The organism is Streptomyces sp. NPDC052721 (assembly GCF_040678315.1).
In the GTDB taxonomy this organism is placed as follows: Bacteria; Actinomycetota; Actinomycetes; order Streptomycetales; family Streptomycetaceae; genus Streptomyces.
On the sequence record NZ_JBFATL010000012.1, the window covers coordinates 102,886 to 115,651 of the forward strand.

General features: G+C 71.4%; 10 protein-coding genes. 3 read left to right on the plus strand and 7 right to left on the minus strand.

Annotated features, from left to right (window positions below; translation table 11 throughout):
• Positions 1 to 104: 104 nt before the first annotated feature.
• The 7 genes from AB0L21_RS14640 to AB0L21_RS14670 all read right to left on the minus strand — a co-directional run bounded on the left by AB0L21_RS14640 (position 105) and on the right by AB0L21_RS14670 (position 7,645).
• Entirely contained in the window at positions 105 to 1,142 is a 1,038-nt protein-coding gene (locus tag AB0L21_RS14640) for a LacI family DNA-binding transcriptional regulator (protein WP_365784245.1), read from the minus strand.
• Between the two features lie 55 nt (positions 1,143 to 1,197).
• Positions 1,198 to 2,535, minus strand: coding sequence for a BNR repeat-containing protein (locus AB0L21_RS14645; protein ID WP_365784247.1), 1,338 nt, complete (start codon positions 2,533 to 2,535; stop codon positions 1,198 to 1,200).
• Positions 2,536 to 2,551: 16 nt separating this feature from the next.
• On the minus strand, positions 2,552 to 2,872 hold the full coding sequence (locus AB0L21_RS14650; RefSeq protein ID WP_365708388.1) for an L-rhamnose mutarotase: 321 nt from the start codon (positions 2,870 to 2,872) through the stop codon (positions 2,552 to 2,554).
• A gap of 16 nt (positions 2,873 to 2,888) precedes the next feature.
• Complete coding sequence (gene rhaS, locus AB0L21_RS14655; protein ID WP_365708386.1) at positions 2,889 to 3,968, minus strand: rhamnose ABC transporter substrate-binding protein; 1,080 nt, start codon at positions 3,966 to 3,968, stop codon at positions 2,889 to 2,891.
• Between the two features lie 125 nt (positions 3,969 to 4,093).
• Positions 4,094 to 5,068, minus strand: a complete 975-nt coding sequence (locus tag AB0L21_RS14660) for an ABC transporter permease (protein ID WP_365708384.1) — start codon at positions 5,066 to 5,068, stop codon at positions 4,094 to 4,096.
• Positions 5,061 to 6,131: an ABC transporter permease gene (locus AB0L21_RS14665; protein ID WP_365784249.1), complete on the minus strand. Its 1,071-nt coding sequence runs from the start codon at positions 6,129 to 6,131 to the stop codon at positions 5,061 to 5,063. Before AB0L21_RS14665 ends, AB0L21_RS14660 begins: the two co-directional genes overlap by 8 nt.
• A complete protein-coding gene (locus AB0L21_RS14670) occupies positions 6,128 to 7,645 on the minus strand; it encodes a sugar ABC transporter ATP-binding protein (RefSeq protein WP_365784251.1) in 1,518 nt (505 codons plus the stop codon). Before AB0L21_RS14670 ends, AB0L21_RS14665 begins: the two co-directional genes overlap by 4 nt.
• A 306-nt stretch (positions 7,646 to 7,951) precedes the next feature.
• Between AB0L21_RS14670 and rhaI the strand changes: the two genes are divergently transcribed.
• The 3 genes from rhaI (at position 7,952) to AB0L21_RS14685 (ending at position 12,745) form a co-directional block, all read left to right on the plus strand.
• Positions 7,952 to 9,112, plus strand: coding sequence for an L-rhamnose isomerase (gene rhaI / locus AB0L21_RS14675; RefSeq protein WP_365708378.1), 1,161 nt, complete (start codon positions 7,952 to 7,954; stop codon positions 9,110 to 9,112).
• A gap of 133 nt (positions 9,113 to 9,245) precedes the next feature.
• Positions 9,246 to 11,285: a bifunctional aldolase/short-chain dehydrogenase gene (locus AB0L21_RS14680; RefSeq protein WP_365784253.1), complete on the plus strand. Its 2,040-nt coding sequence runs from the start codon at positions 9,246 to 9,248 to the stop codon at positions 11,283 to 11,285.
• 8 nt (positions 11,286 to 11,293) lie between these two features.
• Complete coding sequence (locus AB0L21_RS14685; RefSeq protein WP_365784255.1) at positions 11,294 to 12,745, plus strand: rhamnulokinase family protein; 1,452 nt, start codon at positions 11,294 to 11,296, stop codon at positions 12,743 to 12,745.
• The last annotated feature ends 21 nt before the right edge of the window (positions 12,746 to 12,766 follow it).

Sequence of the window (12,766 nt, forward strand, 5' to 3'; positions counted from 1 at the left end):
TGGGCCGAGCCCCGGGATCATGGATTGTTACTGAACTTCCGGTCAGCACTTCCGGCCGGCGCGGGACCCGGCGCCACGCCCGGTGCGGGGGGACACCGCGAGGCTCAGCGTACGGCGAGGCTGGAGCGGCGCACCACCAGCTCCGGCTGGAGCACCACCCGCCGGTGCTCGTGCGTCCGCTTCCCCTTGCCGTCCCCCTCGTCCCGCTCGGTCTCCTCCAGCAGCAGTTCGGCGGCGAGGGCGCCCATCGTGACGGCGGGCTGGCGCACCGAGGTGAGGGGTACGGCGGCAGCGGCGGCGAACTCGATGTCGTCGTAGCCGACGATCGCCAGGTCGTCCGGGACGGTCACGCCCGCCGCGTACATCGCCTGGAGCACGCCGAGGGCGAGCAGGTCGTTGGCGCAGAACACGGCGGTGGGCCGGTCGGCGAGGCCGAGCAGCCGGGCGCCCGCGTCCCGGCCGGCGGCCACGTCGAGCCGCTCGGTGGGCAGTTCGCGCAGCGCCACGGGGCCGAGCCCGGCCTCGGCGAGGGCGTTCAGCGCGCCGGTGCGCCGGTCGCGGACCTGGTTGAGCCCGGGCGGCCCGCTGACGTAGGCGATCGAACGGTGCCCGGCGTCCACCAGGTGCCGTACCGCGAGGGCGCCGCCGGCGACGTCGTCCACGGAGACCGAGCATTCGCTGGTGCCCTCGGCGACCCGGTCGACCAGCACGAACGGGATGCCGTGCCGGCGGAAGGCCGCGATGTTGCGGCCGGTGGCGTCGGCCGGGGTGAGCAGCACGCCCCGCACCCGCTGCTCGGCGAAGAGCGACAGGTACTCGGCCTCCTCGGCGGCGTCCTGCGCGCTGTTGCACACCATCACGCCGAGCCCGGCCTCCCGGGCCGCGCGCTCGGCGCCGCGCGCCACGTCCACGAAGAAGGGGTTGCCCATGTCGAGGACGAGCAGCCCCATGATCCGGCTGCGGCCCGCCCGCAGCTGGCGCGCCGACTCGCTGCGGACGTAGCCGAGCCGGTCGATCGCGGACAGCACCCGGGCACGGGTCTCGCCGGCGACGGTGTCCGGGCGGTTGATGACGTTGGACACCGTGCCCACCGACACTCCGGCGGCGCGGGCGACATCCTTGATACCCACCGACTGGGCCATCGGGGTTCGGACCTCCAGGGAACGGGGATGCGGCGGGACGACCTTCACATTACCGTCACGCCGGCAGGGCGAAGTCGGCCACGTGCAGCGCCGAGGGCGTCGTGCCGGTGGACTTCTCCTGGTACAGGAACGACAGGACGTGGTCCGCCCTGATCCGGGTCTCGTCGACCACCACCTCACCGAACGCGTTCAGCCCGCCGCCGTCGAAGAGGAGCGTCCAGTCGGTGTACCCGGAGGCCCGCGAGGCCGCGGCGATCCGGCCGAACGGGAGGACGGCGTAGGCGTTGTCGTACCGGTCGAGGACGAGCTTGGTGCGCTGGCTGGAGCCGAGCGGGACGGGGATCGCGGTCTTCTGCCAGCCACCGGAGGCAGTCTTGCGCAGGTGGAAGGCGCGCCCGTGGGCGGTCCGGTCGGCGACGTAGTCCGTGGCGCGCTGCCCGCAGCGGGCCGGGACATGGCTGATGACGGCGTGCGGGCGGCCCGCCGAGTCGGTGAACTGACTCTCCTGGTTCATCAGCGCGTGGTCCGGATCCAGGGGGTCCACGACGAGACCGCTCGCGCCGACGCAGACCTTGTCGGGCCCGCCGGTGACACCGACCACCGCGCCCGCGTCGTTGCGCCAGGTGCGGCCGCGGTCGTCGGAGTACACGTAGCCGGTGTCGTGGTTGGTGAGGCCGCCGCCGGCGCACATGACGGCCGCGTCCTGCTCCCGCCAGGTGAACAGGGCGTGCAGCCGGCCGCGCGTGTCGTAGTCGATGCCGTGCAGATACATGTTCCGCGCGGTGCTGGTGCCGTGCTCGCTGGTGTACGTGCCCGTCGCGCCGGTCCACTCCCCCAGCGCGGTCCACCGTGAACCGTCGTACTCGGCCAGGGCGTTGCGGCCGTTGCCGGAGACGCCGGAGCGGTAGCTGAGCTGGAGCCGCCCCTCGGGCGTGCTGACGAACTGCGGGTAGGTGAACTGCGAGGTGAGCGCCAGCCCGTCGAGGGTCGTCCGTACGGCCCCGAAGGCGGACCGGGTCCAGGCCGTGGACGCGGGGTCGTCCAGCAGCCCGGCGAGAGACTTGACGTAGAAGAAACCGTCGCTGTGCGAGTCCATGTTCAGGTGGAGGCGGCCGTCGACGGCGGAGACGCCCAGGGAGATGACGTTGTGGGAGTCGTCGGCCTTGAGCCGGTGCGTCAGGGTGACCGTCGACCAGCTGGTGGCACCGAGGGACCGGCGGGCCACGACCGCGTGGCGGCTCGCCGTGTACCAGGCGGCGTACTGGTGGCCCCGGTGGGTCGACAGACCGTTCTTCTGGAACGAGTTGGTGTTGACCAGGCCGTCGTAGGAGACGAAGTAGAGGGCGCGGGCGTCCAGTTGTGTGACGCCCTGCCGGGTGACGGAGGGTCTCATCCGCGCGGCTCCCGCTTCAGTCGAGGTGGAACACTTCGGTGAGCGGTCGCATGGCCTCGTCGGGCCGGGCACCGTCCAGGGACTCGAAGAACGGTGCCATCTCCTTCTGCCAGCGCGCGTTGACGTCGGTGGCCGCCATGCCGGACTGGGCGGCGGCGAAGTCCTCGGTCTCCAGATAGCCGACGAGCAGGCCGTCCTCGCGCAGGAACAGCGAGTAGTCGTGCCAGCCGGTCGCCTTCAGGGCGTCGAGCATCTCCGGCCAGACGGCCGCGTGCCGCTCACGGTACTCGTCGAGCCGGTCCGCTCGAACCTTCAGCAGGAAACACACGCGCTGCATCAACGGCCCCCGTCGCTCAGAAGGTGAACTGGTCGATGTTCTTGGCGTCGAACACGGTCGGCTTGCCGAGGTTGATCACGCCGTCCTTGCCGATGGTGCAGGTGGTGGCGCCGGCCTTGAAGGTCTCGCCCTCCTTGCCGGTGATCTGCCCCGAGGCCAGCGCGACCGCGGTCCGGGCGGCGAGGTCGCCGAGCTTGGCCGGGTCCCACAGCTCGAAGGCGTCGACGGTGCCGTTCTTCACGTACGTGCGCATGTCGTTCGGGGTGCCGAGCCCGGTGAGCTTGACCTTGCCCTTGTACTTCGAGCCCGACAGGTACTGGGCGGCCGCCTTGATGCCGACGGTGGTCGGGGAGATGATCCCCTTCAGGTCCGGATGCTCCTGGAGCAGGCCCTGGGTCTGCTGGAAGGACTGCTGGGCGTCGTCGTTTCCGTACGCGATCTTGACGAGCTTGATGTCCTTGTACTTGGGGTCCTTCAGCTCGTCCTTCATGTAGCCGATCCAGGTGTTCTGGTTGGTCGCGGTCTGCGCGGCCGACAGGATCGCGATCTCGCCCTTGTACCCGATCTGCTCGGCGAGCAACTGCACCTCGGTACGGCCCAGGTCCTCGGCACTGGCCTGCGAGACGAAGGCGTTGCGGCAGCCCGGGTTGGTGTCGGAGTCGTAGGTGACGACCTTGATGCCGTTGCTCATGGCCTGCTTCAGCGCGGTGCACAGCGCTCCCGGGTCCTGGGCGGACACCGCCATGGCGTTCACCCGCTGCTGGGTGAGCGTGTTGACGTAACTCACCTGCCCGGCGGTGTCGGTGGCGCTGCTGGGCCCCACCTCCTTGTACTTCGAGCCGAGTTCGGCGAGCGCCTTCTCACCGCCCTTGTCGGCGGTGGTGAAGTAGGGGTTGTTGACCTGCTTGGGCAGGAATCCGACGGTCAGCCCCTTCTTGGTGGCGGCGTTCGGATCGGCCTTGCCGGCGGAGGCGGCGGAGGCGTTGTCGGCCTTGACGTCCTTCTTGGTGGTCCCGCCGCAGGCGGTGAGCGCGAGGGCGAGGGAGGTGCCGGCGGCGAGGGCGGCGCAGGAGCGGCGGAGGGTCGGCTTGAGCATCGAAAGGGCCCCTTGTCGAGAGGAGTGGGTGGTGCGCCCCTCAAGGGGGCGCGGGGTTGTATCCCTGTGCGGCTCCTGCCGCGTGGGTGCGACCGGCCACGGACGGCCCGCGGCCGGCGGACGAGCTATCCGGTGGAACCAGCCGCCCGCGCGAGAGAGATCTGCCGCGCGACCCGGGGGCCCAGCACGGACACCACGAGCAGCACACCGGTGACGACGATCTGCGACTGGGCCGAGACGTTCAGCAGACTCATCACGTTCTGCAGCGCACCGAGCAGGAAGACACCGGCGACGGCGCCACCGATCGTGCCCTTGCCCCCGTCGAAGTCGATCCCGCCCAACAACACGGCGGCGACGACGGACAGTTCGAGCCCGGTGGCATTGTCATACCGCGCGCTGGCGTAATGCAGTGCCCAGAAGACACCGGTCAGCGCCGACATGGCCCCCGTGGCGACGAACAGCAGGAGCTTGGTCCGCTTCACCCGGATCCCCGCGAACCGGGCCGCCTCCTCCCCCGCTCCGATCGCGAACAGCGACCGGCCGAACGGCGTGGCGTGCAGCAGCACCACGGCGACGGCGAGCAGCACCAGGAAGGGCAGGAAGGCCTGCGGCAGGAAGGAGTCACCGAGGCGGCCGGCGGCGAAGTCCAGGTACTGCGAGGGGAAATCGGTCACGGCGTCGGAGCCGAGCACGATCTGCGCGATGCCCCGGTACGCGGCCAGCGTGCCGATGGTGACCGCCAGCGACGGCAGCCCGAGCCGGGTCACCAGCAGGCCGTTGACCAGTCCGCACGCCACGCCGAGCAACAGGCACAGCGGAATGATCGTCTCGATGGCCATGCCCTCGTTCCACAGCTTGCCCATCACCGCGCCGGACAGCCCGGCCGTGGACGCGACGGACAGGTCGATCTCGCCGGCGACGACCAGCAGGGTCATCGGCAGGGCGATCAGCGCGATCGGGAGCGTGTTGCCGATGAGGAACGACAGGTTGAGCGCGTTGCCGAAGCCGTCGACGAAGCCGAACGACAGCAGCAACAGGACGATGAGCAGCGCGCCGACGACCGTGTCCCAGCGGACCGCGCGGGTGAGCGACTCAGGCACCGGCCTTCTCCTTCGCCATGGCGGACCTCCTGGGGGCCGACTTCTTCTTCAGGGCGGCGGCCACGCGCAGCGCCACGATCCGGTCGACGGCGATGGCGAGCAGCAGCAGGACGCCGTTGATGGCGAGCACCCACACGGAGCTGACGCCGAGCGCGGGCAGCACGCTGTTGACCGAGGTGAGCAGCAGGGCGCCGAGGGCGGCGCCGTAGACGCTGCCGGAGCCGCCGGTGAAGGCGATGCCGCCGACCACCACGGCGCTCACGACGGTGAGTTCGTAGCCGTTGCCGGTGCCGGAGTCGACGTTGCCGAACCGGGCCAGGTACATCGCGCCGGCGAGTCCGGCGAGCGCTCCGCAGAAGGTGTACGCGGCCAGGATGCGCTTGCGGACCGGGATGCCGGCCAGCCGGGCCGCCTCCGGATGGGAACCGAGGGCGTACAGTTCCCGCCCGCTGCCGTAGTGCTTGAGGTAGTAGCCCGTCGCCACGAGCACCACCAGCGCGATCACGGCGAGCCAGGGGATCGCGGAGATCCCGCCGGAGCCGAAGTCGACGAAGCCGCCGGGCAGATCGGCCGCGGTGATCTGGCGGGAGCCGACCCAGATGGAGTCGACGCCCCGGATGACGTACAGGGTGCCGAGGGTGACGACGAGGGCGGGGACCTGGCCGAGGCTCACGAGGAGGCCGTTGAGCAGCCCGAGGCCGATGCCCAGCAGGACGGCGAGGAGGATCGCGACGACCGCGTTCCCGCCGCCCTGCAGATAGGTTCCGGCGGCGAAGGCGCTGATGCCGAGCGTGGAGCCGACGGACAGGTCGACGTTGCGGCTGAGGACGACCAGTGACTGGCCGGTGGCGACCAGTACCAGGATCGTCGCGTTGAGGAGCAGGTCCTTGATGCCCTGCTCGGACAGGAACTCGCTGTTGCCGGCCTGGGTGACGGCGATCATCACCAGGAAGACGGCCAGGATGGCGAGTTCGCGCATCTTGAAGACCCGGTCGGCCAGCCGGGTGCCGCTCGACCGGGGTGCCCCGGCGACGGGGGTCTCGTCGGTGGCGGTGACCGTCATACGGCGGCCCTCCCGGTGGCTGCGGCCATCACGGTCTCCTCGGTGGCGTCGGCGCGGGGTATCTCGGCGGTGATCCGGCCCTCGTGCATCACGAGGACGCGGTCGGCCATGCCGAGGATCTCGGGCAGGTCGGAGGAGATCATCAGGACGGCGACCCCGTCGGCGGCCAGGTCGCCGAGCAGCCGGTGCACCTCGGCCTTGGTGCCGACGTCGATGCCCCGGGTCGGCTCGTCCACGATGAGCACCTGGGGGCCGGTGGCGAGCCACTTGGCGAGGACGACCTTCTGCTGGTTGCCGCCGGACAGGGTGGAGACGGCGTCCGCGATCCGGGCGTACTTCACCTGGAGCTTCACGGCCCAGTCCAGGGACCGGCTGCGTTCGGCGGTCCGGTTCATCAGCCCGGCCCGGGCGGTCGTACGCAGTCCGGTCAGGCCGATGTTCCGTTCGATGGACATGTCCATCACCAGGCCCTGGGCCCGCCGGTCCTCCGGCACGAGGGCGAGTCCGGCCGCCATCGCGGCGGACGGCGCGCCGTTCGTGAGCCGGCGCCCGGCGACCTCGACCTCGCCCGCGTCCCAGCGGTCGACGCCGAACACGGCGCGGGCCACCTCGGTGCGGCCGGCGCCGACCAGCCCGGCGAGGCCGACGATCTCACCGCGCCGGACCTCGAAGGAGACGTCGGTGAAGACGCCCTCGCGGGTCAGCCGCCGCACGCTGAGCGCGACGTCACCGGCCCGGACCTGCTGCTTCGGGTACAGCTCGGCCAGGTCGCGGCCGACCATGCGGCGGACCAGGTCGTCCTCGGTCATCCCGGCGAGCGGCTCGCCGGCGATCCGGGCGCCGTCCCGCAGCGTGGTGACCTTCTGGCAGATCTCGAAGATCTCCTCCAGCCGGTGGGAGATGAACAGCACCGCCGCGCCCTGCTCGCGCAGGGTGCGGACCACACCGAAGAGACGGGCGACCTCGCTGCCGGTGAGGGCGGCGGTCGGCTCGTCCATGATCAGGACCCGGGCGTCGAAGGACAGAGCTTTGGCGATCTCCACGATCTGCTGGTCGGCGATGGACAGACCACGGGCCGGCCGGTCGGGGTCGAGGTCGACGCCGAGGCGCTGCATCAGGGCGGCCGTGGCCGCGTGGGTGGCCTTGTGGTCGATCCGGCCGAGGGCACGCCGGGGCCGGCGGCCCATGAAGATGTTCTCTGCGATCGACAGGTCGGGGAAGAGGGTGGGTTCCTGGTAGATCACGGCGATGCCGGCGTCGCGGGCGTCGCCGGGGCCGTGGAAGACGACGGGCTCGCCGTCGAGCAGCACCTGACCGGTGTCCGGCCGGTGCACTCCGGCGAGGGTCTTGATCAGCGTCGACTTGCCCGCGCCGTTCTCACCGGCGAGGGCGTGCACCTCGCCGGGCAGCAGCTCCAAGGAGACGTCCCTGAGGGCACGTACGGCGCCGAAGGACTTCGAGACGCCCTTCAGTGCCAGCACCGGGGCCGGTCCCGTGTCAGGCGGGTGGGTCATGGGGGCTCCTCGACGACACCGGCGGAAGGGCCGCGAGGCCGCCACGGTGTCGTGAAAGGTTTCAAGTGGATTGCCGGGACCGTAGGCACCGCAGTCATGTCACGTCAATGGGTCCGTATCGAAAAACTTTCGATAGCCAGAGGTCACGACGGGGTCACGGCGGGCGGGGGTGACTGGAGTCCTTGACACCCCTCCGGGCGGCACCTAGCTTGCCGTTCTGAATCGTTTCACATTCTGCGTTCCCCTGCTCAGTCGTTCCGCCCGCCGTCCGCCCAGTCGTCCCCCCGACACCACAGGAGCCCCGAAGTGACCGACCTCGCCGCGGTGAAGGCCGCGCTCAAGACCCAGGCCGTCGAGACGCCGTCGTGGGCGTACGGGAACTCGGGCACCCGGTTCAAGGTGTTCGCCCAGGCCGGTGTGCCGCGCTCACCGTGGGAGAAGCTGGACGACGCGGCCCAGGTGCACGCCTTCACCGGGGTGGCGCCGACGGTCGCCCTGCACATCCCGTGGGACACCGTGGAGGACTACGCGGCGCTCACGAAGTACGCCGAGGAGCGGGGGGTGCGGCTGGGCGCGATCAACTCCAACACCTTCCAGGACGACGACTACAAGCTGGGCAGCATCTGCCATCCGGACGCGGCGGTGCGGCGCAAGGCCGTCGGTCACCTGCTGCGGTGCGTCGACATCATGGACGCCACCGGGTCACGGGACCTGAAGCTGTGGTTCGCCGACGGGACGAACTATCCCGGGCAGGACGACATCCGTGCCCGGCAGGACCGGCTGGCGGAGGGCCTTGCCGAGGTGTACGCGCGGCTGGGGGACGGGCAGCGGATGCTGCTGGAGTACAAGTTCTTCGAGCCGGCGTTCTACACGACCGACGTGCCGGACTGGGGGACCGCCTACGCGCACTGCCTGAAGCTCGGCGACAAGGCTCAGGTGGTCGTCGACACCGGGCACCACGCGCCGGGGACCAACATCGAGTTCATCGTGGCGACGCTGCTGCGCGAGGGGAAGCTCGGGGGATTCGACTTCAACTCGCGGTTCTACGCCGACGACGACCTGATGGTGGGGGCGGCCGATCCCTTCCAGCTGTTCCGGATCATGTACGAGGTGATCCGGGGCGGGGGGTTCACCCCCGACGTCGCGTTCATGCTCGATCAGTGCCACAACATCGAGGCGAAGATTCCGGCGATCATCCGGTCGGTGATGAACGTCCAGGAGGCCACGGCCAAGGCGCTGCTGGTGGACAGGGCCGCGTTGGCCGATGCTCAGGCTTCGGGGGACGTGCTGGCGGCCAACGCCGTGTTGATGGACGCGTACAACACGGATGTGCGGGGGCTTCTCGGCGAGGTCCGCGAGGAGCTGGGGCTGGACCCCGATCCGATGGGCGCGTATGCCCGGTCCGGGTGGGCCGAGCGGATCGTCGCCGAGCGGGTCGGTGGGGAGCAGGCCGGTTGGGGGGCGTGAGCGTCTGCCGGGTTCCTGTTCCGTCGCGGGCTGCGGGCCGTCTGCGGCTGGTCGCGCCCACGCGGCGGAGCCGCGCGGCGACACGGTCCCGCGCCCTTCACCACCTCCCCTCTCCCAGAAAGAACCGGTAGTCATGACCACCCATCCCGAAGTCGACGCTCTCCTCTCCCGCTCCCACCGGCTCGGCTCCGATCCCCGGAACACCAACTACGCCGGCGGGAACGCGTCGGCCAAAGGCACCGCCACCGATCCCGTCACCGGAGGTGAGGTGGAGCTGATGTGGGTGAAGGGGTCCGGGGGTGACCTCGGCACGCTCACCGCGTCAGGGCTGGCCGTGCTGCGGCTGGACCGGCTGCGGGCCCTCGTGGACGTGTACCCCGGTGTCGAGCGCGAGGACGAGATGGCCGGTGCGTTCGACTACTGTCTGCACGGCAAGGGCGGGGCCGCGCCCTCCATCGACACCGCCATGCACGGGCTGGTGGACGCCCCGCACGTGGATCATCTGCATCCGGACTCGGGGATCGCGCTCGCGTGCGCGGCCGACGGGGAGAAGCTGACCGCCGAGTGCTTCGGGGACAGCGTGGTGTGGGTGCCGTGGCGGCGGCCCGGGTTCCAGCTGGGGCTGGACATCGCCGCCGTCAAGGAGGCCAACCCACAGGCCATCGGGTGCGTTCTCGGCGGGCACGGCATCACCGCCTGGGGCGACTCGTCCGAGGAGTGCGAGCGGAACTCGCTGCACATCATCCGGACCGCCGAGGCGTTCCTCGCCGAGAAGGGGAGGGCGGAGCCGTTCGGGCCGGTCATCGAGGGGTACGAGGCCCTGCCCGAGGCCGAGCGGAGGGAGCGGGCCGCCGCGCTCGCGCCGTACGTCCGGGGTCTGGCGTCACAGGACCGGCCGCAGGTCGGGCACTTCACCGACTCCGAGGTCGTCCTCGACTTCCTCGCCCGCGCCGAGCACCCCCGGCTGGCCGCCCTCGGCACCTCCTGCCCCGACCACTTCCTGCGCACCAAGGTCCGGCCGCTCGTCCTGGACCTGCCCCCGGCCGCGCCGCTGGAGGACGCCGTCGCGCGGCTGCGGGAGCTGCACACCGCCTACCGCGAGGAGTACGCCGCCTACTACCGGCGGCACGCCCTGCCCGACTCCCCCGCCATGCGCGGCGCCGACCCGGCCGTCGTGCTCGTCCCGGGTGTCGGCATGTTCAGTTTCGGCAAGGACAAGCAGACGGCCCGGGTGGCGGGCGAGTTCTACGTCAACGCCATCCATGTCATGCGCGGGGCCGAGGCGGTGTCGTCGTACGCGCCGATCGAGGAAGCCGAGAAGTTCCGGATCGAGTACTGGGCGCTGGAGGAGGCCAAGCTCCAGCGGATGCCGGAGCCCAAGCCGCTCGCCACGCGTGTCGCGCTGGTGACGGGGGCCGGCAGCGGGATCGGGAAGGCCATCGCGCACCGGCTGGCGGCGGAGGGGGCGTGTGTCGTCGTCGCCGATCTGAACGGCGACGGCGCGGCGCGGGTCGCCGAGGAGCTGGGCGGGCCGGACAGGGCCGTCCCCGTGACCGTGGACGTCACCGACGAGGAGCAGATCGCCGCCGCGTTCAGGACGGCCGTCCTCGCCTTCGGCGGGGTGGACCTCGTCGTGAACAACGCCGGGATCTCCGTCTCCAAGCCGCTGCTGGAGACGTCGGTGAGGGACTGGGACCTCCAGCACGACATCATGGCCCGTGGGTCCTTCCTCGTGTCGCGGGAAGCGGCGCGGGTGATGACCGTGCAGGGGCTGGGCGGTGACATCGTCTACATCGCCTCCAAGAACGCCGTGTTCGCCGGGCCGAACAACATCGCCTACTCCGCCACCAAGGCCGACCAGGCCCACCAGGTGCGGTTGCTCGCCGCCGAGTTGGGCGAGCACGGGATCAGGGTGAACGGGGTCAACCCGGACGGTGTGGTGCGCGGGTCGGGGATCTTCGCCGGGGGCTGGGGGGCGCAGCGGGCCGCGGTGTACGGGGTGCCGGAGGAGAAGCTGGGCGAGTTCTACGCGCAGCGGACCATCCTGAAGCGGGAGGTGCTGCCCGAGCACGTGGCGAACGCGGTGTTCGCGCTCACGGGCGGGGATCTCACGCACACCACCGGGCTGCACATCCCGGTCGACGCGGGTGTGGCGGCCGCGTTCCTGCGGTGAGCGCGGGCGTGAAGTCGTACGCCGCGGTCGATCTCGGCGCCTCCAGCGGGCGGGTGATGGTGGGGCGGGTGAGCCCGGACTCGGTGGAGCTGAGCGAGGCGCACCGGTTCCCCAACCGGCCGGTGCGGGTCCCGGAGGGGCTGCGCTGGGACATTCTGGCGCTCTACGGCGGCGTCCTCGACGGGCTGCGAGCGGCGGGTGCCCACTGCGGTGGACAGCTCGCCTCCGTGGGCGTCGACAGCTGGGCCGTCGACTACGGCCTGCTGGACACCGACGGCGCCCTGCTCGGCAACCCGGTGCACTATCGCGACGCCCGCACCGAAGGCGTCGCGGAGAAGGTCTGGGCGACCGTGCCGGCGGCGGAGCTGTACGCGGCGACGGGCATCCAGTACGCGCCGTTCAACACCCTCTACCAGCTGACGGCCGCCCGGACCTCGGAGCAGTTCGCCCACGCCAGGCGGCTGTTGCTCATCCCGGACCTGCTGACGTACTGGCTCACCGGCGAGCAGGGCACCGAGCTGACCAACGCCTCCACCACCCAGCTCGTCGATCCCCGGACACGGGACTGGTCGTACGAGGTCGCCGAGCGGCTGGGGATCGACCTCGGCCTGTTCGCGCCGCTGCGGCAGCCGGGCGATCCGGCCGGGACGCTGCGGCCGGAGGTGCTGGCGGAGACGGGCCTCACCGGTCCGGTGCCGGTGACGGCCGTCGGCTCGCACGACACCGCGTCGGCGGTGGCCGCCGTCCCGGCGGCCGGGGAGCGCTTCGCCTACATCTGCACCGGCACCTGGTCCCTGGCCGGCCTGGAACTGTCCGCTCCGGTGCTCACCGAGGAGAGCCGGGCCGCGAACTTCACCAACGAGCTGGGGCTCGACGGCACCGTCCGCTATCTGCGCAACATCATGGGGCTGTGGCTGCTCCAGGAGTGCGTACGGGCGTGGGGCGAGCCGGATCTCGGGGTGCTGCTGCGGGAGGCGGCGACCGTACCGGCGCTGCGCTCGGTCGTGGACGCCGGGGACGAAGCGTTCCTGGCGCCGGGGCGGATGCCGGAGCGGATCTCCGAGGCGTGCCGCGCGTCCGGGCAGCCGGTGCCGGAGACCCGGGGCGAGATCACCCGGTGCATCCTCGACTCGCTGGCCCTCGCCCACCGGCGGGCCGTGGTGGACGCGCAGCGGCTGGCCGATCATCCGGTGGACGTGGTGTACCTGGTCGGCGGCGGCACCCGCAACGCGCTGCTGTGCCAGCTGACGGCCGACGCCTGCGGGCTGCCGGTGGTGGCCGGCGCCACCGAGGCGGCGGCCCTCGGCAACGTGCTCGCGCAGGCCCGCGCGCACGGGCTCGTCGGCGATCTCGCCGCCCTGCGCCGGCTGCTCACCCGGACCCAGCCGCTCACCCGGTACACGCCCCGCGGGGACACCGGCCGGTGGCGGGACGCCCAGGCCCGGCTCGCCAGGCGGTGAGCCGTGGTCTCCCATCGGCGC

Excerpts from the sequence above, each read along its gene's own strand:
- AB0L21_RS14640 (WP_365784245.1), bottom strand. The coding sequence starts at position 1,142 with ATGGCCCAGTCGGTGGGTATCAAGGATGTCGCCCGCGCCGCCGGAGTG.
- AB0L21_RS14650 (WP_365708388.1), bottom strand. The coding sequence starts at position 2,872 with ATGCAGCGCGTGTGTTTCCTGCTGAAGGTTCGAGCGGACCGGCTCGAC.
- AB0L21_RS14680 (WP_365784253.1), top strand. The coding sequence starts at position 9,246 with ATGACCACCCATCCCGAAGTCGACGCTCTCCTCTCCCGCTCCCACCGG.
- AB0L21_RS14665 (WP_365784249.1), bottom strand. The coding sequence starts at position 6,131 with ATGACGGTCACCGCCACCGACGAGACCCCCGTCGCCGGGGCACCCCGG.
- AB0L21_RS14645 (WP_365784247.1), bottom strand. The coding sequence starts at position 2,535 with ATGAGACCCTCCGTCACCCGGCAGGGCGTCACACAACTGGACGCCCGC.
- AB0L21_RS14670 (WP_365784251.1), bottom strand. The coding sequence starts at position 7,645 with ATGACCCACCCGCCTGACACGGGACCGGCCCCGGTGCTGGCACTGAAG.
- rhaS (WP_365708386.1), bottom strand. The coding sequence starts at position 3,968 with ATGCTCAAGCCGACCCTCCGCCGCTCCTGCGCCGCCCTCGCCGCCGGC.